This is a genomic window from Jiella sonneratiae (assembly GCF_017353515.1).
Classification (GTDB): domain Bacteria; phylum Pseudomonadota; class Alphaproteobacteria; order Rhizobiales; family Rhizobiaceae; genus Jiella; species Jiella sonneratiae.
Genome location: NZ_JAFMPY010000008.1, coordinates 61,613 through 84,457, shown reverse-complemented (window position 1 = coordinate 84,457; position 22,845 = coordinate 61,613). Strand labels below are relative to the sequence as shown.

Annotated in this window: 15 protein-coding genes; 8 read left to right on the top strand and 7 right to left on the bottom strand. The window is 71.1% G+C overall.

Annotated elements, in window-relative coordinates; genetic code table 11:
- The first annotated feature begins 51 nt into the window (after positions 1-51).
- The 3 genes from trpA to J1C47_RS09730 are packed head-to-tail and all read left to right on the top strand — an operon-like array spanning position 52 to position 3,284.
- Positions 52-882: a tryptophan synthase subunit alpha gene (gene trpA, locus J1C47_RS09740; RefSeq protein ID WP_207350567.1), complete on the top strand. Its 831-nt coding sequence runs from the start codon at positions 52-54 to the stop codon at positions 880-882.
- Between the two features lie 58 nt (positions 883-940).
- Positions 941-1,906, top strand: a complete 966-nt coding sequence (accD, locus tag J1C47_RS09735; RefSeq protein ID WP_207350566.1) for an acetyl-CoA carboxylase, carboxyltransferase subunit beta — start codon at positions 941-943, stop codon at positions 1,904-1,906.
- Positions 1,907-1,949: 43 nt separating this feature from the next.
- The gene (locus J1C47_RS09730) at positions 1,950-3,284 is read left to right on the top strand and encodes a bifunctional folylpolyglutamate synthase/dihydrofolate synthase (protein WP_207350565.1); all 1,335 of its coding nucleotides are present in this window, start codon (positions 1,950-1,952) and stop codon (positions 3,282-3,284) included.
- A 134-nt stretch (positions 3,285-3,418) separates the two neighbouring features.
- Here the strand turns inward: J1C47_RS09730 and J1C47_RS09725 are convergent, their stop codons facing one another.
- The 4 genes from J1C47_RS09725 to addB form a co-directional block, all read right to left on the bottom strand.
- Entirely contained in the window at positions 3,419-4,018 is a 600-nt protein-coding gene (locus tag J1C47_RS09725; protein ID WP_207350564.1) for a DUF2937 family protein, read from the bottom strand.
- Positions 4,019-4,333: 315 nt separating this feature from the next.
- On the bottom strand, positions 4,334-4,696 hold the full coding sequence (gene trxA, locus J1C47_RS09720) for a thioredoxin (RefSeq protein ID WP_281065501.1): 363 nt from the start codon (positions 4,694-4,696) through the stop codon (positions 4,334-4,336).
- Positions 4,697-4,706: 10 nt separating this feature from the next.
- Positions 4,707-8,438: a double-strand break repair helicase AddA gene (gene addA / locus J1C47_RS09715; protein ID WP_342591959.1), complete on the bottom strand. Its 3,732-nt coding sequence runs from the start codon at positions 8,436-8,438 to the stop codon at positions 4,707-4,709.
- Positions 8,435-11,587, bottom strand: a complete 3,153-nt coding sequence (gene addB / locus J1C47_RS09710) for a double-strand break repair protein AddB (protein WP_207350561.1) — start codon at positions 11,585-11,587, stop codon at positions 8,435-8,437. Before addB ends, addA begins: the two co-directional genes overlap by 4 nt.
- Before the next feature lie 271 nt (positions 11,588-11,858).
- On the opposite strand from addB, the gene J1C47_RS09705 reads away from it, so the two are divergent.
- Positions 11,859-13,328, top strand: a complete 1,470-nt coding sequence (locus J1C47_RS09705) for a Ppx/GppA phosphatase family protein (RefSeq protein WP_425354553.1) — start codon at positions 11,859-11,861, stop codon at positions 13,326-13,328.
- Positions 13,328-14,092 carry an RlmE family RNA methyltransferase gene (locus J1C47_RS09700; RefSeq protein WP_207350560.1) on the top strand — a complete coding sequence of 255 codons (765 nt, stop codon included), beginning with the start codon at positions 13,328-13,330 and terminating at the stop codon, positions 14,090-14,092. Before J1C47_RS09705 ends, J1C47_RS09700 begins: the two co-directional genes overlap by 1 nt.
- A 97-nt stretch (positions 14,093-14,189) precedes the next feature.
- Here J1C47_RS09700 and J1C47_RS09695 read toward each other — a convergent pair whose 3' ends face one another.
- On the bottom strand, positions 14,190-15,578 hold the full coding sequence (locus J1C47_RS09695) for an MFS transporter (RefSeq protein WP_207350559.1): 1,389 nt from the start codon (positions 15,576-15,578) through the stop codon (positions 14,190-14,192).
- 374 nt (positions 15,579-15,952) lie between these two features.
- On the opposite strand from J1C47_RS09695, the gene J1C47_RS09690 reads away from it, so the two are divergent.
- From J1C47_RS09690 to J1C47_RS09680, 3 genes are all read left to right on the top strand, one after another.
- Positions 15,953-17,005 carry an MBL fold metallo-hydrolase gene (locus tag J1C47_RS09690; protein ID WP_207350558.1) on the top strand — a complete coding sequence of 351 codons (1,053 nt, stop codon included), beginning with the start codon at positions 15,953-15,955 and terminating at the stop codon, positions 17,003-17,005.
- A 243-nt stretch (positions 17,006-17,248) separates the two neighbouring features.
- Positions 17,249-18,448: an SEL1-like repeat protein gene (locus tag J1C47_RS09685; RefSeq protein ID WP_207350557.1), complete on the top strand. Its 1,200-nt coding sequence runs from the start codon at positions 17,249-17,251 to the stop codon at positions 18,446-18,448.
- Positions 18,445-19,581: a hypothetical protein gene (locus J1C47_RS09680; RefSeq protein ID WP_207350556.1), complete on the top strand. Its 1,137-nt coding sequence runs from the start codon at positions 18,445-18,447 to the stop codon at positions 19,579-19,581. The genes J1C47_RS09685 and J1C47_RS09680 overlap by 4 nt, the downstream gene beginning before the upstream one ends.
- Positions 19,582-19,638: 57 nt before the next feature.
- Here J1C47_RS09680 and J1C47_RS09675 read toward each other — a convergent pair whose 3' ends face one another.
- The gene (locus tag J1C47_RS09675) at positions 19,639-20,622 is read right to left on the bottom strand and encodes a serine aminopeptidase domain-containing protein (RefSeq protein ID WP_207350555.1); all 984 of its coding nucleotides are present in this window, start codon (positions 20,620-20,622) and stop codon (positions 19,639-19,641) included.
- Between the two features lie 90 nt (positions 20,623-20,712).
- Positions 20,713-22,698 carry a bifunctional 2',3'-cyclic-nucleotide 2'-phosphodiesterase/3'-nucleotidase gene (locus J1C47_RS09670; protein WP_207350554.1) on the bottom strand — a complete coding sequence of 662 codons (1,986 nt, stop codon included), beginning with the start codon at positions 22,696-22,698 and terminating at the stop codon, positions 20,713-20,715.
- Between the last annotated feature and the right edge of the window lie 147 nt (positions 22,699-22,845).

Genomic DNA, 22,845 nt, shown 5'->3' with positions numbered 1-22,845 from the left:
TTCAGGCGCCCGCGAAGAAACTCACTCGGCGTCCCGTTCGAAAGCGCATCCATGACCACCCGCATCGAAGCCCGTTTCGCCAAGCTGAAAGAAGAGGGCCGACCCGCCCTCGTCACCTTCGTCATGGCCGGCGATCCGGATCACGCGACGGCGCTCGAGATCGTCCGGGCGCTTCCCGATGCCGGCGCCGACGTCATCGAACTCGGCATGCCGTTCTCCGATCCGATGGCCGACGGTCCGGCGATCCAGAAGGCCGGGCTCCGGGCGCTGAAGGCCGGCGAAAGCCTGAAGAAGACGCTGTCCCTGGTGACGGACTTCCGGCGGGGCGACACCGAGACGCCGATCATCCTGATGGGCTACTTCAACCCGATCTACGTCTATGGCGTCGAGGCCTTCGTGAAGGATGCGCTCGTCGCCGGCGTCGACGGCCTGATCGTCGTCGACCTGCCGCCGGAGATGGACGAGGAACTCTGCCTGCCGGCGCTTCAGGCGGGTCTCAACTTCGTCCGCCTCGCGACGCCGACCACCGACGACAAGCGCCTGCCGGCGGTGCTGAAGAACACCTCGGGCTTCGTCTACTACGTCTCGATCACCGGCATCACCGGATCGGCGGCGCCCGATTCCGGCAAGGTCGCGGCGGCCGTCGCGCGGATCAAGCGCCACACCGACCTGCCCGTCTGCGTCGGCTTCGGCGTCAGGACCGCCGAACAGGCGGCCGAGATCGGCCGCGGCGCCGACGGCGTCGTCGTCGGCTCGGCGCTGGTCTCGGCCATCGAGGCCTCGCTCGAGGACGGCGGCGGCGCGGCTGCGGTCTCCTCCGTGACCGGGATCGTTTCGCGCCTTGCGGCCGGCGTTCGCGGCGCGCGCCTTGCCAAGGCGTGACATCGCGGCCATCTGAGCTCCGCATCCCGCCCTCGCGAACAGGAAGACGGATCGCCCCGTGAACTGGATCACCAACTACGTCCGCCCGAAGATCTCCAGCCTTCTCGCCGCCCGCCAGGTGCCGGAGAACCTCTGGATCAAATGTCCCGAGACCGGCGAGATGGTCTTTCACAAGGACCTCGAGGCCAACCACTGGGTGGTGCCGTCCTCGGGCTTCCACATGCGCATCCGCGCCCGGGACCGTCTCGACCATTTCTTCGACGGCGGCGCCTACGAACTCGTCGACCTGCCGACCGCGGCGGTCGACCCGCTCAGGTTCCGCGACCAGAAGCGCTATGTCGACCGGCTGAAGGAAAATCGCGCCAAGGCGGAGATGGACGATGCCGTCGTCGTCGCCAAGGGCGCGATCGAGGGGCTGCCGATCGTCGCGACCGTCCAGGACTTCGCCTTCATGGGCGGCTCGCTCGGCATGGCCGCGGGCGAGGCGATCATCCGCGGCTTCGAGACGGCGATCGAGGAGAAGCGGCCGCTGGTGCTGTTCTCGGCCTCGGGCGGCGCGCGCATGCAGGAAGGCATCCTGTCGCTGATGCAGCTGCCGCGCACCACCGTCGCGGTGGAGATGCTGAAGGAAGCGGGCCTTCCCTACGTCGTCGTCCTCACCAATCCGACGGCGGGGGGCGTCTCGGCCTCCTACGCGATGCTCGGCGACGTCCACATCGCCGAGCCGGGGGCGGTGATCGGCTTTGCCGGCGCGAGAGTGATCGAGCAGACGATCCGCGAGAAGCTTCCCGACGGCTTCCAGCGGGCGGAATATCTGATGGAGCACGGCATGGTCGACATGGTCGTGCCGCGCCAGCAGCTGAAGGGCCGGATCGCGACGCTCCTGAAACTCCTCCTGAAGGCGCCGGGCGACACCGTCGCGGGGCTTCTCGAAAACGGCGCGGCGATCGGCGAGGCTTCCGGGCAGGAGGGCCAGCCCGCGCCGCACGAGGCGGAGGCCGCCGATCGCGCCGATGCTCACTGAGCCGCGCTTTGCATCTTCGCAAGCTCTGGCGTAACACGCCGCGATGACGACGACCTCTCTCGCCGCGGCCGAGATCGAGACGCTTCTCGGCCGCCATCCCAAGGGCTTCGACCTCACGCTGGATCGCATCGCGCGGCTGCTGGCAGCCCTCGGCGATCCGCATCTGCGCCTGCCGCCGACGCTGCACGTCGCCGGCACCAACGGCAAGGGCTCGGTCACCGCCTTTGCGCGGGCGATCCTCGAGGCCGACGGCCGCGCCGTCCACACCCATACCTCGCCGCATCTCGTCCACTGGCACGAGCGCTATCGCCTCGCCCGGCCCGGCGGCGGCTCCGGCCTCGTCGACGATGCGGTGCTCGCCGAAGCGGTGCGCCGCGCCGCCTCGGCCAATGGCGGCCGTCCGATCACCGTCTTCGAGATCCTGACCGCCGTCACCTTCATGCTGTTTTCCGAGGCCCCGGCCGAGATGGCGATCGTCGAGGTCGGGCTCGGGGGCCGCTTCGACGCGACCAACGTCATTCCCCGGCCGGCGGTCAGCGTCATCACGCCGATCTCGCTCGACCACCAGTCGTTCCTCGGCGACCGGGTCGAGCTGATTGCGGCCGAGAAGGGCGGCATCATCAAGCCCGGCGTTCCGGTGGTGATCGGCCAGCAGGCGGAGGAGGTGGCGCTCGAGGTGCTGACCACCATCGCCGACCGGGTGGGGGCGCCGGTCTGCGTCTACGGCCAGGACTATTTCGCCTATGAGGAACACGGCCGGATGGTCTATCAGGACGGCCTCGGCCTCCTCGACCTGCCGCTGCCGCGGCTGCCCGGCCGCCACCAGATCGTCAATGCCGCCTCCGCCATCGCCGCCCTCAGGCAGGGGCCCTATCCGCCGTCCGAGACGGCCATCGAGAGGGGGCTCGGCAGCGTCGAGTGGTTCGGGCGGATGCAGCGCGTCACCGCCGGTCCGCTGCTCGACCGCGCCGTTTCGGGCGCCGAGATCTGGATCGACGGCGGCCACAATCCCGGCGCCGGCGTCGCCATCGCCGAGACCCTCGCCGACATGGAGGAGCGGGTGCCGCGGCCGCTGTTCCTCATCGCGGGGATGATCAACACCAAGGAGCCGGTCGGCTTCTTCTCGGCTTTCGCCGGCATGGCCCGCCGGGTGTTCACGGTGCCGGTCAACATGAGCGAGGCCGGCATCGACCCGGACGAACTCGCCGATGCCGCCATCGAGGCGGGGCTCGACGCCGAACCCTGCGACAGCGTCGAGGAGGCGATCGCTCTCGTCTCGACCAACTGGCAGGCGACGCCGGCGCCGCGATTTTTGATCTGCGGCTCGCTCTATCTCGTCGGCGAGGTCTTGGGAAAGAACGGCATGGCGCCGCGCTAGGGTATCGGGGAATCGGGCGCCTGCGCCCGGCATTATACGGTTTCCGGCAGATCACTTCGTGATGCCGGAAACAAAGACGCTCATTCGCCGCGCGGGCTTGATACGAGCCCCGCTCTGATCGAGCAGATCTCGTATTACTCGATGAACTCTTCCTTGCCCTCGCCGGGGCGCGCGGGAGTGCGAGTGCGGGAGCGGCGCCGGCGCAGCGCCACGGCGCCGTGGCCGCCGGCCCCGCAGACCCAGCCGGCGACGAAGCCGAACAGCGCGAGAAGTACCCCGTCGCCGGTCGCCGGGATCGCCGGCCGATAGTCCGATGCGGCCCGGCCCGCGATCGTCCAGTCCGGATCGATGGCCACCTCGAAGGGCCGGAACAGCGGCGCCGTCGACACCAGCGCGCGGTAGCGCCGTTCGAGATCGCCATAGCGCTCGAGATTCGTCTCCGCGTCGCTTCCCTGCCGGACGGCGACGTCGTCGGGATTTGTCTTCAGCCGGTCGATGGCCTGCCGCGCGGTGAGGTCGGAGGCGCGGGCGCTCTCCTCGAAGCGCTGGACGACGGCCTGCATCTCGTCCGCCGCCCCGCCGAGACGCTGCAGATACTGCTGCGTGAACTCGGCCGACTGGCTGAACAGGAAGCCGCCGAACAGGGCGGCGAGGACCCGGGCGAGGAAGGCGCTCAGACTTGTCGTCCTCCGATGCGATGCGTGACGACCGGCGGGCCGATCCCTATGCGGCACATAGTAGCGCGCCCGGAGGCCGGTTGTATCGAATCCTTCGAAAGGCGGTAAACGTTTCGAAACCAAGGGTTTCGGCCGAAACGGCCGCGGCGCGAGCGTCGAGCGGCGATCGCTTTCAGGTTGCGCGACCGAACTGGGCCGCCCATAGTCTCCCATGCACGATCAAAGGCCGGCCGGAGATGCAGCGCGTATTCCCTTCCCGGCACGGCGCGTCTTCCCGGCGGCATGATCGCAGAGGCGACGAGACGCAAAAAAGGCCCGCGCCGGTCGCGCGAGCCTGATTTCGTTTCTGCGGGGGCCGAAGCGTCGTGTGGCTCAGGCCGCGCCCTTGATCCAGTCGACCAGCTTCGACTTCGACTGGGCGCCGATCTGCACCGCCGCCGGCTCGCCGTTCTTGAACAGGAGCAGCGTCGGGATCGAGCGCACGCCGAACTGCGCGGCGAGATCGGGGTTTTCGTCGATGTTGACCTTGGCGATCTCGACGGTGCTCATCTCCTCGGAGATTTCCTCGAGGCTCGGCGCGATCATCTTGCACGGGCCGCACCACTCGGCCCAGAAGTCGACGACGACCGGCTTCTGGCTGTCGAGGACGTCGGTCTTGAAACTCTGGCTGTCGACCTTCTTGGTGGCCATGTCCGGCTCCTTGTGTGAGAGTTTAGCTGCTAGGTAGACCCGCATCGCGGCCAATTCAAGCAAGGTCGCCGGTCGGCGAACGCGACGTCTTCGCCGCGAAGACGGACGTCCCTCCCGGGGCCGCGAGCGCGGCGTCGAGACGCGCGCCCGGAACCTCGATCAACCGCGGCGCCTCGGTGAAGATCAGCGCCGCCTCGACGCGCCTTTCCGGATAGAGGGGGGCGACCAGGGCCCGGTAGAGGGCAAGCTGCAGCACATAGGCCGCAGGCACCTCGTCCAGTTCCTCGGGCGGCGGGCGGTTGGTCTTGTAGTCGACGATCAGCACCCGGTCCGCCGTCACCGCCAGCCGATCGATGGTGCCGTTGACCGAAAAGCGCCTGCCCTTGAGCGCCACCTCGCCGGCGACGGCGACCTCGGGCCGGCTGCCTTCCGCAAAGACCGGCGCAAAGGCCGGGTCCGCCATCACGGCGAGCACCCGCTGGGCGAGACTGTCGCATTCGGCCGGCGGCAGGTCGTGGGCGAGGGCGGAAAGGATCAGCCGTGCCGCCGCGTCCCGCTCGACCGGAGCAACGTCGGGGAGGAGTTCGAGCATGCGGTGGGCGGCGAGGCCGCGGCGGATTGCGAAGGACGGCGCCGCAGCGCCGGCGAGGACCGGCGAGGGGGGCGGCGTTCGCCCGAGCCCGCCCGGCGCAGCGGCGTTGACAGCGTCTGGGGCGTCTGGGGCGTTTTCGGCGTTTTGGGCGTCGCGCCGAAGGTCCTCGTCCGGTTCGGGCAGGAGTTCGGCCGCCGCGCTCGCCAGCGAGGGCGACAGCGGTCGCGGCGGCAGTTCCTCCGGCGCCAGCCTCGACAGCGGCAGAGGCGGCGCCGTCCGGGAGGCCTCGCGCCCAGGCGCGAGCTTTTCGCCGGACGGCGTCTCGCCGATGCGCAGGGCGATCGTCTCGCCGACGGCATTGGTGACGATCTCCGCCTCCGGCTCCAGCGCCAGGCCGACCCGTTGCAGCCAGGTTCCGTCGCCCGGGCCGCGCTGCGGTGCGAGGCCGCAAAGCACCAGGCGGTCCGCCGCGCGGGTCATGCCGACATAGAGCAGCCGGCGATACTCCTCCTCGGCGCGCTCCCTCTCGCTCGCCTTCAGCCCGTCGACCGCAGCGTTCCTCAGTTCCTTCGTCGGACACCACAGAAAGCCCGGCGCCGCGCCATGGGGAAGCCCCGGCATCGCCTCGAAGGCCATCAGGCTCGCCCCGTGCGAGGCCGAGAACGGCGCCGAGCCGGGATCGACCAGGAACACCGCCGGCGCCTCCAGCCCCTTGGAGGCATGGACGGTGAGGATCCGCACCTCGCCGCGCCCGTGGCCGAGTTCGCGTTTCAGCACCGGCGGGCTTTCGGCAAGCTCGGCGAGGAAGGCGTCGAGACCGGCGATGCCGGCCTCCTCCTTGGCGAGCGCGAGATCGAGGAAGGCGTCGATCACCTCGCCGGCCTCGCCGCCGAGACGCGAGACGAGGGCCTTGCGCCCGCCTTCCGGGCCGAGGATGCGGGCATAGAACGCGAAGACCCCCTCGAAGCCGGCACGGTTGCGCAACGCGTCGAGGCGGCCGATCGCCAGGCGCGCCTTTTCGAGGAGCGCCGTCGCCGGGGCGCCGTCGGGCACGAAGGCCGGCAGCCGGGCCGGGCCGCCGGCTTCGTCGGCGAGCAGCCGCAGCCCGAGGGAGAGCGGCTGCGAAGCCTCGCGCGACAAGGCGAGGGCCATCACCTCGTCGTCGGAAAATCCGAAGAGCGGGCTCTTCAGCACGGCGGCGAGCGACAGGTCGTCGTCGAAATTCGCGACGACGCGGCCGAGCGCCATCAGGTCCTCGACGGCGATGTGGTCGGTGATGACCAGGCGATCGGTCCCGGCGACGGCGATCCGCCGGTCGCGCAGCGCCGCGGCGAGCGCCGCCCCGAAGCCGGACCGCTTGCGCACCAGCACCATGACGTCGCCCGGCGTCAGCGGCCGGCGCTCGCCCTTGACGAGGACGGGATCCCCCAGCCAGCCGGCGATGGTGTCGGCGATGCGGGCGGCGAGCCGGTGGGTCGGCGAGCTCGCCGGCTCGACGTCGAGCGGCTTCGTCCAGTCGTCGGGCTCCTCCTTGGCTTCGGCCCGGAACGGCGGCCAGACCTCGACGAGGCCGGGCCCGTCGCGCCGCGCGGCGGAATGCACCGGTGCCTCGCCTCCCGCCGAGAGGCCCTTGCGGTTGTCGGCGTCGGCAAACACCCGGTCGACGGCGGAAAGCACCGTCTCGACGGTGCGGAAGGAACGGTTGAGCTGCACCGCCTCGAAGGCGAGGCCGGCACCCTCGGCCCGCCTTTCCACCCGCCGGCGCTCCTCGTCGAACATGTGCGGCGAGGCGCCCTGGAAGGAGTAGATCGACTGCTTCTCGTCGCCGACGGCAAACAGCGTGCGGCGGCGGTTGTGACCGCCGGCCCCGGCGAAGAACTCCTCGGCGAGCTCGCGCATCACCTGCCACTGGCGGGGGCTCGTATCCTGCGCCTCGTCGATGAGGATGTGGTCGATCCCCTTGTCGAGCTTGTAGTGCACCCAGGCGGACGCCTCCGACCTCAGGAGGAGATCGGCGGTGTGGGCGATGAGGTCGGTGAAGTCGAGCCGGCCGCGCCGGCGCTTCAGCGCGGCATAGTCGCGCTCGAAGGCGTCGGCGACGAGAAGGGCGGCGCGGCTCGCCCGACAAAGCCGCAGCGTCGCCAGGCGCTCCTCGACCGCACGGGCCCGCCCGCCGGCCGCCTGGACCCGCTCCAGGAGATCCGGCACGAATTCGGCGACGCCCTTGGTGACGAGGCTCTTCAGCGAGCCCCGAACGTCGCCCTTCGAATCGAGCCCGATCCCGCGATAGGCGTCGAACCGCGGCTGCGGCGCCGCCGCCGCGTCGAGCAGCAGAACCAGCTTCTCGGCAAATTTCGCGTCGGTGGCGGATTTCGAGGCGAGCGTCGCGATCCGCAGCATCTCGCAGGTGTCCGGATCGAGATGCGGGCAGGGCAGCGCCGCGGCGAGGACCGCCGCTTCGTCGAGCTCCTCGTCGACGCCGAGTGCCGTGCCGAGAAGGGCGATCGCCGCATCGACGCCGCCGGCCTCCTCGAGATGCCGGGCGAGCTCGTCGCGCTTGAAGGCGATGTCGGCGAGGAGCTTGTCGAGGCCCCATTCGCCGGCGATCTCCAGCGCGTCGGCGAAGGCCGAAGCGAGGCGCCCGGCCGCGTCCTTCGGCATGCGCACGGTGCCGGTGAGGAGCCGCTTGCGCGTCTCGGCGAGGAGCCGCCCGGTCTCCGCCTCCTCCATCACCTCGAAATGGCCGGGAACATCCGCCTCCAGCGGAAACTGGTGGAGGATCGCCTCGCAGAAGGCGTGGATCGTCTGGATCTTCAGGCCGCCGGGCGTCTCCAGCGCGCGGGCGAAGAGCTGGCGCGCCTCCTTCAGCGTCTCCCGGCCGGGGCGCCGTCCCGCCTCGAGCCGCGCGAGGACCTCGGCGAGCGTCTCGTCCGGCATCGTCGCCCAGGCGCCGAGCCGGGCGAAGACGCGGGCCGACATCTCCGCCGCGGCCGCCTTGGTGAAGGTGAGGCAGAGGATCTTCGACGGATCGACCCCGGACAGAAGCAGCCGCACCACCCGCTCGGTGAGGACGTGCGTCTTGCCGGAGCCGGCATTCGCCGAGACGAAGACCGACTTGTCGGGGTCCGAGGCGACCGCCTGGCGGTGCCGCGTCGTCTCGTCGACGAGAAAGGCGGGCGTCTGGGCGTTCGTCACTCGGCGTCTCCCTCGGTCTCGTCGCCGCCGGCGACCGACCATTCCTTGACCCGCGCCAGATGGTCGTAGTCGCCGGAAAAGTCGCCGGCGAGAACCGGCCGGGCGCGCGAGCCGAAGGGCGTCTCCGCCCTCAGATACATCGCCGCGATCGCCTCGAAGCGGCGCATCGCCTCGTCGCAGAGCGCCGTCGGATCGCAGGGCGGGGCGCTCCTGCTGCCGGCCGTGCGCAGCCCCTCCTGCTTCAGCTCGCGCTCCTTCAGCCGCACATAGGTGAGGTCGGCGATGGTCTCGCCGGGCTCCGTCCCCTCGAAGTCGCCGCGCATCGCCATGCCGCCTTCCAGCGCCAGCTGCGGCGCAAGCAGGCTGCGGGCCTGCTTCACCGAGGGGCTGGAGCCGGTCTTGAAGTCGAGGATCTCGATCGTGCCGTCCGAGAGCCGGTCGATGCGGTCGGAGCGGCCGCTGAGGCTCACGCCGACGGCGGGAAAGTCGCTCGCCCCGGAGCGCTCGGCGAGGCGCTCGCGAACGGTGTCGCCGCGCGCCTTCTCCCAGTCGAGGAAGCGGGCGGCGGTGGCGGCGATGCGCGGCCACCAGATCGCGGCGATCTCGCCGGGCAGGGCGGCGCGCTCGAAATGCTCCCGCGCGATCAGCGCCAGCTCGTCCGCCGCGTCGGGTTCGGCCGGGTCGATCCCCTTGATGACGAAGTCGGCGACGATGGCGTGGATCAGTTCGCCGCGCTCGCGGGCGTGCGGCGCACGCATCAGCGGCGGCAGGGCCTCGAGCTTCAGGATGCGCCGCGCATGCACCGCATAGGGATCGCGGATCAGCGTCTCCACCTCGGTCACCGAATAGCGCCGTGGCCGCGTCTCCTCGGGCGGGCGGGGCGCCGGCCGGGCGATGCGCGGCCGGTCCTTTGCCGCCTCCAGCATCTCAGCCGCGGCGACATAGGCCTCGCCGCGCGCCGCCATTTCCGCCGTCGCATCGCTGCCGGCGAGGGTCGTCAGGCGCTGCAGGAAGCGCGAGGCGATGGTCGGCGCCCCGTCCATGCGGCGCGAGCGGGTGAGGACGACGCGTTTGGCGCCCATCGCCATCCAGAAGTCGTGGGCGGCGAGGCCGATCCGCCGTTCCGGCGGGTCGAGCGCGATCTCGCGGCGCATCAGCCGGGACAGGAAGGCGCCGCTGCGGGCGCCCGCCGGCCAGATCCCTTCGTTGAGCGAGCCGAGGATCGCCGTGTCGACGCCTTCGAGCCGCGCCTCCAGCGTGCCGAGGACGAAGGCTCTGGCGGAGAGGCCGCCGCGCGGCTTCACCGTGGTGCCGGCGACGAGCGCGGCGACCGCATCCGGAAGCTCCTCGGCGGGAAAGCTGAAGCCGGTCGCCGGCGCCGAGACGAGCTGCGACAGGAAGTCCGCGAGGGCGGCGCCCGTCTCGCCGGCATAGAGCTCGGCGGTCGCGCCGGTCTCGTCGCGGGCGAGCGTTTCGAGCGCCTCGGTCAGCGGAACGGCAAATTCCGCGATCTCGCGCGGCTCGCCGCCGCGCAGCGCCGCCAGCGGTTGCAGCGCCGCGGCGAAATCGTCGGCGAAGGCCTGCGCCGCCGCATATTCGCTGCGCCTGACGTTGCGGGCCGGACGGGTGAGGAGACGGCCGACCTCGCCGACCGGAAGCGCCTCGATGGCGGCGATGCGCCGGCGGAGGATGTCGCCGAGCCGTGCCCCGTCGGCCTTGTCCACCGTGCCGCGGACGGCGATCAGCTCGATCGCCCGGGCGGCGTTGCGGGCGTCCGCCGCGCTGCGGCCGAGGCGGCAGAGCGGATGCTTGAGGAGTCCGAGGAGGGCGACCGGATCGCCCGGCTCGAGCGCCACCGTCAGGAGCGTGGCGAGCAGCGTGCCGGGCGCCGTGACTGCGAGGGGACGACCGGCGGAGTCGTTCGCCGCGATGCCGAAGCGTTCGAGCTCGGTGAGGACGCGGCGGGCGAGCCGGCGGTCGGGAGTGATCAGCGCGACCGTCCGCCCGGGTTCCTCGAGCGCCTCGCGCATGGCGACCGCGATGGCCAGCGCCTCGACCCGCGGTTCCGCCGCCTCGACGAGCGCCACGCCCTCCAGAGCGTCCGGGCCGAAGCGCGGCGCCTCCTTTGCCCAGAGCGCCGTCGTCTCGGCCGGGCGAAGCGCGCTCGCCACGAATGCCTCGCGCCGGGCGAGCCCGGCCGGCAGACCCTCGGCGAGGTGCCGGACGGCCTCCGGCGGCATGGCGAAGCGGGCGAGGATGCGCTTCAGCCCGTATTGCGGATGGCCGGGGCTGGCGATCGAGGCCTCGCGGTCGATCGCCGCGAAACCCTCGGAGCCGATGTGCCGGTCGAGACCGGGCAGCACCAGCGCTCCGTTCGGAAGGAAGGCGACCGCATGCATCAGGTCGAGCGTCGCCGGGGCGGTCGCCGTCGAGCCGGCGACGACGACCGGTCCGCCGCCCGCGCCGGCGAGAAGCCGCGCCGTTTCGCTGCGCAGCCAGACGTTCTTGGCGGCGGCCTCGCTGGTGACGCCGCGCTCGCCGAGCACCTTCGGCCAGTGTTCGGTGACGATCCCGAGAAACGAGAGCGTCGTCTGCCACCACGCCGCGAGGGCGTCCGGCGCGAGACCGGCGAGCTTGTCGAAGGAGGTCCCCTCGGTCTCGATCTCGTCGAGCAGCGCGCCGAGGTCGCCGGCGAGCCACAATGCCTCGGCCGCCGCGGTGACGCGCTCGGGCGCTGCGCCGGGAAGCTCCTCCCCGGCGACCCGGTCCGCGAGATGGCGCCAGGCGCGGGCGAGGCGCGCGAGATCGAGCCTTCGTTCGAGCTCGGGCATGGCGGGAAGGGCGGCACCGGCCGCCGCATCGCCGGCGGCCCCGGCGGCGAAGATCCCGGCCTCGTCGCCCTCGCCGATCGGGCGGATGCGCGGCAGGATCGCCGAGCGGGTTCCGCGACGTTCCGCAAGCGTGTCGGCGAAGGCGGCGGCGAGGCTCCGCGCGGCGCGCCGGCTCGGCACGTAGATCGTCGCCGCGGCGAGTTGCAGCGGGTCGCCGTCGTCGCGGAAGCCGTCGACGATCCGCCCGTCCAGCAGCGCCTCTGCGAGCGTCTTCAGGAACGGCAGGCCGGGCGGGATCGAGAGGACGTTGGGTGCCATGCGGACAGTCTAGGGTGAAGCCGGCCGATTCGCACCGACTGCGCGCGATCGGTGCCGTTGCCGGAGGGAAAAGGCCCGGCGGCGACGCCATCCATCTGCCCCGGAAGGGGCGAGATCGGGCCATCCGCCCCGTTCAGCCCATATTCAGACGTTCCGTCCGCTTGCCCTGTGGCGCCCTTGTGCTTCCCCCTCCGGCTGGTACACTCGGCGCGACGCAGAAACGAGAGGCGCCGGGGACGCGATGGACGCAGTTCCGCGCCGGAGAGATCGTGTGAGTGACCATGACGATACGGGGAGACACCGGCACAAGCCGCACATAGCTCGCGAAACCTTCGCCTTCGGCGCCACCGACCGGCGGCGGGGCGAATCCGACCGTGCCGAGCATCGCTCCCATCCGCAGAAGGCGAACAGGGCGGCCGCGGCGCGTGACGACGGGCTGGATGCGAACTCCTCCGCCGGCGACGATACGCGGCTGACCAAGCGCCAGCGGCGACGCCGGCGCAAGAGCCGCAAGGTGTCGGAGGTGGCCCCCGCCGCTGCAACGGACGTTCAGAAGCCTGCCGCACCGGCGGCGGGGATGCCGCGTGGCGCGCGCAAGTACGGCCGCGCCCGGCGCGGCGACGGCGATTCGCCGGGCGCCCCGGAAAAGCCGACGCCGGCCAAGAACGCCCCGACCGGCGCCGGTGGCGAGAAGCGCCCGTCGGCCGCGCCGTTCCGCGCCCCCGTCGAGCCCGAAAAACCGCCGATCTACGCCGCCCTCGACCTTGGCACCAACAACTGCCGGCTGCTCATCGCCGTTCCGACCCGGCCCGGGCAGTTCCGGGTCATCGACGCCTTTTCCCGCATCGTCCGGCTCGGCGAGGGGCTCGGGCGCACCGGCAGCCTGTCGCGCGGGGCGATGGACCGGGCGACGGCGGCGCTGTCGGTCTGCGCCCAGAAGATCGCGGCGCGCGAGGTGACGCGCGCTCGGCTGATCGCGACGGAGGCCTGCCGGGCCGCCGCGAACGGCGCCGAGTTCATCGAGGAGGTCGCCGAGCGCACCGGACTGTCGCTGGAGATCGTACCGCGCGAGACCGAGGCGCGCCTCGCGGTGTCGGGCTGCGGCTCGCTGATCGACCGCAAGGCGCGCGGCGCCGTGCTCTTCGACATCGGCGGCGGCTCCTCGGAGATCGCGCTTCTCGATCTGCGGGGCCCGCATACGCGCCGGCTCGCCAGCCGCATCGTCGCCTGGACCTCGCTGCCGGTCGGCGTCGTGACGCTCGCCGAGCGCCATGGCGGCCGCAACGTGACGCCGGAGATCTTCGAGCGCATGGTCGCGGAGACGGTGGAACTCATCGAGGGGTTTGCGGGACGCGACCGGCTGAAGGACCTCGTCGGCACAGAGAACTTCCACCTCCTCGGCACCTCCGGCACGGTGACGACGTTGGCGGGCGTCCATCTCGGCCTCGAGCGCTACGACCGGCGCCAGGTCGACGGGCTGTGGCTGACCGCCGAGGAGTCCGATACGCTGGTGCGAAGGCTCGCCGGCTGGAGCTTCGAGGAGCGCGTCGCCAATCCCTGCATCGGCTCGGACCGGGCGGACCTGGTGCTCGCCGGCTGCGCGATTTTCGAGGCGATCCGCCGGGTCTGGCCGGCGCGGGCGCTGCGCGTCGCCGACCGCGGGCTCCGCGAGGGCCTGCTCACCGAGATGATGGTCGCCGACGGCGTCTGGCGCCGGCGCGACGGAAGGCGGGCAGGCTGATGGCGGGCCGGGGCGACGATCGCGGCATGAGCGTCAGGGTCAAGAAGAAGCGCGGCGTCAAGGCCTCGTCGCGGCGCTGGCTCGAACGCCAGCTGAACGATCCCTATGTGCGGCGGGCGAAGGCCGACGGCTACCGCTCGCGCGCCGCCTACAAGCTGATCGAGATCGACGACCGCTACAGGCTCTTGAAGCCCGGCCAGGCGGTGGTTGACCTTGGCGCCGCGCCGGGCGGTTGGAGCCAGGTGGCGGTCGACCGGGTGAAGTCGGCGCTCGACGGCGTCTCCGTCGTCGGGATCGACTATCTGACGGTCGAGCCGGTCGCCGGCGCGACCATTCTGGAGATGGACTTCCTCGAGGCGGACGCGCCGCAGCGGCTGCTCGACACGCTGGGCCGGGCGCCCGACGTCGTCCTGTCCGACATGGCGGCACCGACCACCGGGCACCGCCGGACCGATCACCTGCGGACCATGCATCTGTGCGAAGTGGCGGCGGATTTCGCGGTGAGGACGCTCAGGCCCGGCGGCCACTTCCTCGCCAAGACCTTCCAGGGCGGCACCGAGGGCGACCTGCTGACGCTCCTGAAGCAGAGCTTCGCGACGGTCCATCACGTCAAGCCGCCGGCCTCGCGCGACGGCTCGGTCGAGCTCTACATCCTCGCCAAGGGCTTCAAGGGCCGCGACGGCGCGGGGCAGCTTGGCGGCACGGACGACCCGGACGAGGGCGACGACGGGGGCGAGGATGGCGAGGCCGGCCCGCTCGGGTGAACCCCGGAAGCTCGCTGCCGGCCGCCGCGCCCGCGGCCGGTGAGACCCGGACCCGGCGTCGCCCGGCCGATCTTGGCGGGGCGTCCGCCGGCAGGCGTCACTCGGCCGGTACCCGGCGCCCGGCGACCTCGTCGCCCGCATCGGCAGGCAGGCGCAGAAAGGCCAGCACCGCGGCGCCCGTCACCACGCCGACGACGGCGAAGGCGAGCGCGAAGTCGGAAAGCGCGACGACGCTGCGGCCGGACAGGGTCATGCCGGCTTCGAGCAGCGCACCCGCGAGCGCGACGCCGGTCGCGATCGAGACCTGCTGGATCGCGGCGATCATCGCCGTCGCGTCGCCGGCCTCGCGGCTGCCGAGATCGGCGAAGGCGAGCGTGTTGATCGAGGTGAAGAACAGCGAGCGGAAGAAGCCGCCGACGAGCAGCGCGAGCACCACCATTGCCACCGCCGTGTCCGGCCGGAACACGCCGATCAGCGCCGTCATGCTGCCGCCGATCACCGCCGTCGCGCAGAGCGTCGCACGGAAGCCGAAGCGCGAGAGGATCGGCTTTGCCAGGAACTTCATCATCATTGCCCCGCCGATCGACATGCAGGTGGTGAGGCCCGACTGAAGAGGCGTGTAGCCGAAGCCGAGCTGCAGCATCAAAGGGAGCAGGAAGGGCACGGCGCCGGCGCCGATCCGGAACAGCGATCCGCCGACGATCGCCGCCCGCAGCGTCCGTACCTTCAGCAGCCTCAGCCGCAGCAGCGGCTCGGGCGTCCGCCGCGCGTGGAAGACGAAGGCGACCGCGGCGGCGAGGCCGGCGATGATCATCGCGACGCCGAACTGCGGCGGCAGGGCGGGCAGCGACACCACGGAAAAGCCGAAGACCAGCCCGGCGCAGGCGAGAGCCGAGAGGAAGAAGCCGGGAAGATCGAAGCGGATGCTCGGCAGGGTCGGCAGCTTCGGCAGGAAGCGGCCGGCGAGATAGATGCCGACGATGCCGATCGGCAGGTTGATGAGGAAGATCCAGCGCCAGTCGGCATAGGTCGAGATGGCGCCGCCGACCGGCGGTCCGAGCAGCGGCCCGACGAGGGCGGGAAGCGAGAACCACGCCATGGCGTTGACGAGGTCGGACTTCGGCACGGCGCGCACCAGCAGGAGCCGGCCGACCGGCGTCATCATCGCCCCGCCCATGCCCTGCAGGAAGCGGGCGGCGACGAAGCCGCCGAGCGACGTCACGGTGGCGCAGGCGAGCGAGCCGAGGCAGAAGACGGCGATCGCCAGGCGGAACACCAGCCTGGCCCCGACCCGGTCGGCCATGCGGCCGGAGATCGGGATGAACACGGCGAGCGACACGTAGTAGCTGGTGAGCGCCAGCTTGAGGGCGATCGGGCTCGTTCCGAGATCCTGCGCGATCACCGGCAGCGAGGTGGCGATGACGGTGGAGTCCATGTTCTCCATGAACAGCGCGACGGCGAGCACGAACGGGACGATGCGTTTCATGCGGGAGATGGCCTTTGCCAGTCTGTGGCCGGCGTCGCGGCGATCGGGCGTGTCGGGCGGCCGGCGCGCCGACGGTCGGTCGGCGACGGAGCCGGCGGGCGGGCGCGGGAGACATCGCGATTCCGGCAGGCGGAGAGACCCCGGTCTATCGCTTATCGCGAAGGGTGTGAAGCGGCGTCTTCGCCCGACTTCGCGCGTCTGTGGCAGGCGCCGACCGCCAGGAGCCGGCGGCCGACGAGACCCGGCGCCCGCCCGTCGGAACGCCAGGGGCGGGCGAAGGATTTGATGTCCGTCACCCGGGGCGCGGCAAGATTGCCGGCCGGCCGGGTTCCGGACGGATCGAACGCACCGTCACCCCGCCAGGAGTTCCCGCGATGACCCCGATCAGCCTCTCTCTGCCTCGCTCGACCCGCCGTGCCGCCCTAAAACTCCTGGCAGGAGCGGGCGGCGCCGTCGCCGCGCTGGCGGGGGGACGTCCCGCAAATGCCCGCTCCGGCGAGCCCGCGACCGATCCGGGCGTCGAAACCTCCATTCAGAAGGCGAATGTCATGACACCAGGCTGGCAGCGCTTTGCCCTCGGCGAGGCGCGCATCACCACGATCCTCGACGGCGCACGTCACGCCGACGGGCCGCATCCGACCTTCGGCGCCGACCGCAGCCAGGAGGAGATGGCCGCGCTGATGCGCCGCAACCTCCTGCCCGAGACCCGCTACGTCAACCACTTCAACCCGGTGCTCGTCGAACTCGACGACAATCTCCTCTTGTTCGACACCGGCTTCGGCGAGAGCGGCCGCGAGAACGGCTACGGCAGGCTCGTCGAACGCATGGAAGCGGCAGGCTATGCGCCGGAGGCGGTGACGATCGTCGTCCTGACGCATCTGCATCCCGATCACATCCTCGGCCTGACGACCGGCGGCCAGCCGACCTTTCCGAACGCCCGCTACGTCACCGGGCGGCGCGAATTCGCCTGGTGGACCTCGGACGAGGCGAGGAACGGCAAGCGGGCGGAAGCGGCACGGATGGTCGAGACCCATCTCGTTCCCCTCGCGGACAAGATGACCTTCCTCGACGACGGCGCGGCGGTGGTTTCGGGCATCACCGCGCTCGACGCGCCGGGCCATACCCCCGGCCACATGGTCTTCGAGCTCGAATCGGCCGGCCGGCGCCTGATGCTGACCGCCGACACGGCGAACCACTTCGTCGCCTCGCTGCAGAAGCCCGACTGGAAGGTCGCCTTCGACATGGATGCCGCGCAGGCGATCGAAACGCGCAAGCGCGTCTTCGGCAGGATCGCCGACGAACGCATACCTTTCATCGGCTACCACATGCCGTTTCCGGCGCTCGGCTATGCCGAACGGCTGGAAAAGGGCGGCTTCCGCTTCGTCCCGGAGACCTACCAGCTCGCCGTCGCGGCCGAGGAGGGCTGACGGGGCGACGCCCTTGCTGCAGCCGCCCGGCCGGGCCGGCTGTCGATCTTGTGATCGCGACAACGGCCCGAGAGGTGGACAGGGCGGCATTTCTTGCAATGATGGCATGAAGTTCCGCAAGGGAATGTCGCGATGCCGCTATCCGCCCGTCCGTGCCGCCCAACCATGCCGTCGCAGGGCCGCGCGGCCCGCGGGCGCGGGTTCCCGATACCCGCCGGCGGGCGGCCGTCCCGCATCGCCGCGATGCTCTGTCTCTTCGCGGTCCTCGCGGCGCTGCCGGCATCCGCCGCCGATGCTGCGGACGGGGCCGGCGGAGGCGCCATTCCGCGCCCGCCTCCGGCCGTCGAGGAGAGCGGGGCGGCGTCCGCAGGCAATGCGGCCGCGCTCAGGCGAAGCTGCCTCGATCTCGCCGAAACCGCCCGCGCCGACCGCCGGCGCATGCCCGACGCGGTCATGGCGTGCCAGGACGCCGTGCGCACCGGCGGGGACGACGTCGACCTCGTCTATCGCTACGGCGCGCTTCTTTCCGACGCCCTCGTCTTCGACGAACTTGCCGCCGAGATGTTCCGGCGCGCCGCCGAGGCCGGCGACGGGCGGGCGCAGAACGCCCTCGGCATCGCCTTCGTCAACGGCCGCGGCGTCGACCGCGACGTCGCGGTGGGCGTCGGCTGGATCCGCAAGGCGGCCGAAAGCGGCATTGCCGACGCGCAGAACAATCTCGGCAGCCTCTACGCCGCGGGCATCGGCGTGCCGAAGGATCTCGCAACGGCGGTGACGTGGTTCCGCAGGGCGGCGGAGGCCGGCGACGCCCAGGGCGAGTACAATCTCGCCGAAGCCTACGCGTACGGGGAGGGCGTCGCGCAGGACTGGCCGACCGCGACCGGCTGGTACGAGAAGGCCGCCGCCCGGAACATGGCGCGGGCCGACTATCGGCTGTCGCGGATCTATGCAAACGGCCTCGGCATGGCCGCCGACCCGCCGCGCGGCCTCGCCAGCCTGAAGAAGGCGGCCGAGGGCGGCTACGGGGCGGCGGCCTTCGATCTCGGCGAGGTCTACCGCACGGGCAACGGCGTCACCACCGACGCCGCCGAGGCGGAGCGCTGGTACCGCGTGGCGGCGAGCAAGGGACATGCCGACGGGCAGTTCTTCCTCGCTTTGGCGCTCGCCCAGAGGCAGGCCTTCGACGAAAGCCGGGAGTGGCTCGACCGGGCGGCCGAGCAGGGCCAGCCGAATGCGCAATACATGCTCGGCCTGTTCCTCGCCGAAGGGATCGGGGGCAGGCCGGCCGACCGCGACAAGGCGGCCGAATGGTATCGCAAGGCCGCCGCCCAGGGCCAGGCCGATGCCGCCGCGGCGCTGAAGGCGATGACCGACCCGCAGGACCGCGATCCGCCCGCGGCGAACGGCGAGGATGCGGCCGGCAAGGCGGAAACGGGACGATGAGCCTGCCTCGGTCCGTCTTCGTCGGGCTGAGCCGCGCCGCCGCCCGGCTTGGCATGGCGTTGGCGTTGGCGCTGCTGGTTCTCCTTGCCGCGCCCTCTCTTTCCGTGGCTGCCGAGGAGGTCGGGCTCCTCGTCCTTGCCGCGCGTCCGCATCCCGATGCGATGCCAGCCGATTCGGCGGCGACGAGGGCGCTCCTTTCCGGCATTGCGGCCGGTCTGACCACCGGGGCGGGGCGCGAGCGCCTGATGCGCTTCAACGGCGCATCCGTCCGTCTGGTCGATCCGGCGGTGCTCGGCGCCGATCCAGCGCCCGATCCCGCGGCATCGGACCGCGCGATCCTCGACCTTCTGCAGAAGCGCGACGCCAAGGATCCCCATGCCGTGGACGTCCTCCTGCGCCTGTCGCTGCGCACCTTCGTCGCCCCCGATCCGGCCGGCAAGCCGTCTGACGTCGATCTTCGCCTCGCCGCCGATCTGTCGCTGCGCGACGTCGCCAGCGGCCGGCCGCTCGGCATGGCGCCCGAGCACCGCACGGCGCGGCTTCCCGATTGCGGCTCTCCGCCGAGTGGGAATTGCATCCGCGATTTCCTCGCCGACGAGGCCACGGCCTTCGGCCGGGACATCGGGCTGAAGCTCGCCTTCCAGCTGTCGGCGCTGCTGCCGCGGCGCGAGGCAGACGACGGGGCGCCAGGCGGCGGCGAGGAGGCGCCCGACGCCGACGAACCGAAGCCGAGCGACGACGGCAAGGGCGACGACGGCGAGAGCGACAAAGGCGAGAGCGACAAAGGCGAGGGCGCGGGCGGCGGTGGCGCATCCGCGGATGCCGGCGCGGCGGTCTCGCCGGGTCCACCGGTCGAAACGGCCTGCGGCGACGACGGGCGGACCGTCACGCTGACGCTGCGCCTGCTGCCGGTCGGCAAGCGCAGCGAGCTCGAGGACCGGCTGGCGGCGATGGCCTGCGCCCGATCCCTCGAGCCGGGACGCTCGAGCCTTGCCGAGGCAAGCTACGACCTGACGACGACGCTGCCGCAGGATTCGCTGCAGCCGGCTCTGGAAAAAATCGTCGCCGAGCTGGCGATCGACGCCGTCGTCCGGCCGGCCGGGCCGCAGGGGCTTCTCGTCGAGGCACGGTGAAGCCTTGGTGCGGGGCGCTGGTTCGTCATGCGCGCCGGCCGCCGCCGCGGGCCGGGCTTAGGCCGGCGGCAGCGACTTGATCCACTCGATGATGCGGCCTGCGATCTCCTCCGTCGTCGCCGGCGAGAGGATGTCGCCGGCGATCACGTGATTGGCGGCGTCGCCGGAGACCGGCACGTCGACGACGCGGTGCGGCCCCGGCCAGGCCGCGGCGAAGGCCTCCGTCGCGTCCGGGTCGACCACCTTGTCCTGCTGCGAATAGAAGACCAGCAGCGGCAGCGGATCGACGTTCGAAAGATCGAGGTGCCGCACGGCGCGCAGCAGCGCCGCCATCGGCGCCAGGGCGCCGATCGGATAGCGGGTCGTCCAGTGCCGCGCCTGCTCGTCGTTGGCGGGGGTGAAACCGTAGGTCTTTCCGCCGAGCATCGGCAGCAGGTCGCGGGGGAAGGGCAGGTCGAGCAGGAAAGCCCAGCGGTCGTTGATCGCGAAGTTCGGCGAGAGGCAGACGAGACCGGCGACGTTCTTCATCACCGCCGGGAGCGTCGTGCCGAGGCTCGCCAGCGTGCAGCCGGTCGAGGCTGCGACGACGACGACGCGGCTGCCGATCTGCCGGCCGATCGCGGTCGCCTCGGCGAGGTCGTTGATCCAGTCGTTGACCGTGACCTGCTCCATCGCCGCGCCGTCGCGGCCATGGCCGGCGAGGCGGGTGTAGAAGAGGTTGGCATGGAGCGCCGTCGCAACGCGGTCGGCGAGCGGGCGCATCTCGGCCTTGTCGGCGGAAAAGCCGTGGACGTAGACGATCGCGAGGGGCGTCTTCGCCCGGGAGGCCGGATAGGCCCAGACGATCTCCTTCGCCGATTGCGGCCTGAGGTTCGGCACGTCGGCCTCTTCGCGCGCGAGATAGGCGTCCGGGTCGCTGCCGATCGAGGCGGGATCGAAGGTCACCGTCGTGTCGACCGGCTCGCGCGGGCCGAACAGCCACAGCCCGCCGAGGACGACCACGACGAGCAGGATGAGAGCGAAGACGAGACGCAGGATCACGAGGAAGGTCCGGGTAGCATGCCGACCCGCGGAGCCATAGCGCGGATCGCCAGCCGGCGAAACCGGCGGCGGGAAAGGCGGCGCCGCGGCCTACAGGCTGAGCCGGTAGAGCGCGAAGCCGTTCTCCTGCCGGCCCGTCGGCTCGATCCTGACGCCCTTGACGGCTGAGGCGAAGCGCTCTGCCTTCGGGCTCGTCTCGAAGATCGCGCTCGTTGCCTCTGCCGGCGCGAAGCGCCAGTTGGCGTCGGCGGAGGGGTTGATCGTCCCCTGGTCGTGGATGAAGCGGACGATGACGTCGCGGTTGGCGTCCGGCGCCACATAGACGATCCTGTCGTCGGAGATGCCGGGGAAGTTGCCGCCGCCGCTGGCGCGGTAGTTGTTGGTCGCGACGATGAATTCCTGATCGGGGTCGATCGGCCGGCCGGCGAATTTCAGCTCGACGATCCGCTCGGCGTTTTCGTCGGTGCGCTTGCCGTCGGGCGAGTATCTGGCGGGCTTGGTGACGTCGATCATGTAGGTGACGCCGTCGATGACGTCGAAATTGTAGGAGGGGAAGTCGTCCGCCAGGAGCGGCTGGTCGGCCTTGCCCGCTTCCACCTGCCGGAACATGCCGGCCGACATCTCCAGCCATTCCTTGACGGTGGCGCCGGTGATCTTCACGGCCCGCACGGTGTTCGGATAGAGGTAGAGGTCGGCGACGTTCTTGATGGCGATCGGCCCGGCGGCAACGTCCGTATAGTAGTCCGGCCCGCCGCGGCCGCCCGCCTTGAAGGGCGCCGCCGCCGAGAGCAGCGGCAGCGTGGCGAATTCGGTCGGCTTCAGGATCTCGCGCATGTACCAGGTCTGCGCCTGGTTGACGATCTGCACGGACGGATCGTCGGCGACGAGCGCGAAATAGGAGAACAGCGGCGCCGAGGTCTTGCCGACCGGCGTGCGGACATAGTCGAGCGTCGCCTCGTGGTCCTTCTTCGCCGCGTCGAGCACGGGCGCGTCGCTCTTAACCAGCGGCTCCACCTTCTTCTCGACCCGCTCGTAGATCGGCCGCAGCTCGGTCGAGAAGTCGGCGATGCGGAAGGCCTTGCCGTCATGTTCGAGCAGGAGGTCGACGAGGCCGAGATGCGAGCCCCAGAAGCCCGCCATCACCGCCGGCTTGCCGTTGAGCGTGCCCTTCTTCGGGTCGGCGCCGGCGATGTCCTGGAAGTCCTTGTCGCCCGGAAAGGTCAGGTGCTGGTGGCCGGTGAAGATCACGTCGATGCCGTCGACCCCTGCGAGGTCGAGCGAGGCGTTTTCCGGCCGTCCGTCCTTCGGATCGTTGCCGGCGATGCCCGAATGCGAGAGCGCGAGGACGAGGTCGACGCCTTCGGCCCTCAGCTTCGGGACCCAGGCCTCGGCGGCCTCGACGATGCCGCGGGTCTCCGCCTTGCCCTGCAGGTTCTGCTGGTCCCAGGTCATGATCTGCGGCGGCACGAAGCCGATGACGCCGATCCGGATCGGCTTTGTCGATCCGTCGCCGAAGACGACCGTCTTGTCGAGGACGAGATAGGGCGGGACGAAGAACTGGTCGTCGAGCGGCGAGGCGGCGCGTTCGCCCTTCACCAGATTGGCGCAGCAATAGGGAAAGTTCGCCCCGGCGATGACCTTTTCCATGAAGGGCAGGCCGTAGTTGAACTCGTGGTTGCCGAGCGTGCCGGCCTCGTAGTCGAGGACGTTCATCGCCGCGATGACGGGATGGACGTCGCCCTCCTTCATGCCGCGCTCATAGGCGACGTAGTCGCCCATCGGATTGCCCTGCAGGAAGTCCCCATTGTCGAAGAGGAGGGCGTTCTTCGCCTCGGCCCGGATCGCCGCGACGATCGACGCCGTGCGGGCGAGGCCCACCGTGTCCGACGGTTTGTCGGCGTAATAGTCGTACGGATAGACGTTGACGTGGATGTCCGTCGTCTCCATCAGCCTGAGATGCGCCTGGTTGGCCGCCGCCCGGACCGAATAGGGATGCAGGACCGTGGCCGCGCCGAGCGCCGCCGTGCCGGCGAGGAAGTGGCGGCGGGAAAGGGCTGCGGAGGTCTTGTCGCTCATGACGGTCTTCCTCGTCGGTCCGTATCGGGTCGCGGAGCCGCCGGTCATGCGCGGCCGCCGCATTCACCCGCAGTGGTAGTCGAAGCCGTGGCCGAAGTCGCGTGACAATTCGAAATCATCCGCGGCCGCGGCCGGCCAGTGTCCGCG

Bases quoted from the DNA above. Each gene is read 5' to 3' on its own strand.
- trpA (WP_207350567.1), top strand. From the start codon at position 52: ATGACCACCCGCATCGAAGCCCGTTTCGCCAAGCTGAAAGAAGAGGGC.
- J1C47_RS09730 (WP_207350565.1), top strand. From the start codon at position 1,950: ATGACGACGACCTCTCTCGCCGCGGCCGAGATCGAGACGCTTCTCGGC.
- trxA (WP_281065501.1), bottom strand. From the start codon at position 4,696: ATGCGGGTCTACCTAGCAGCTAAACTCTCACACAAGGAGCCGGACATG.
- addB (WP_207350561.1), bottom strand. From the start codon at position 11,587: ATGGCACCCAACGTCCTCTCGATCCCGCCCGGCCTGCCGTTCCTGAAG.
- J1C47_RS09700 (WP_207350560.1), top strand. From the start codon at position 13,328: ATGGCGGGCCGGGGCGACGATCGCGGCATGAGCGTCAGGGTCAAGAAG.
- J1C47_RS09695 (WP_207350559.1), bottom strand. From the start codon at position 15,578: ATGAAACGCATCGTCCCGTTCGTGCTCGCCGTCGCGCTGTTCATGGAG.
- J1C47_RS09690 (WP_207350558.1), top strand. From the start codon at position 15,953: ATGACCCCGATCAGCCTCTCTCTGCCTCGCTCGACCCGCCGTGCCGCC.
- J1C47_RS09685 (WP_207350557.1), top strand. From the start codon at position 17,249: ATGCTCTGTCTCTTCGCGGTCCTCGCGGCGCTGCCGGCATCCGCCGCC.
- J1C47_RS09680 (WP_207350556.1), top strand. From the start codon at position 18,445: ATGAGCCTGCCTCGGTCCGTCTTCGTCGGGCTGAGCCGCGCCGCCGCC.
- J1C47_RS09670 (WP_207350554.1), bottom strand. From the start codon at position 22,698: ATGAGCGACAAGACCTCCGCAGCCCTTTCCCGCCGCCACTTCCTCGCC.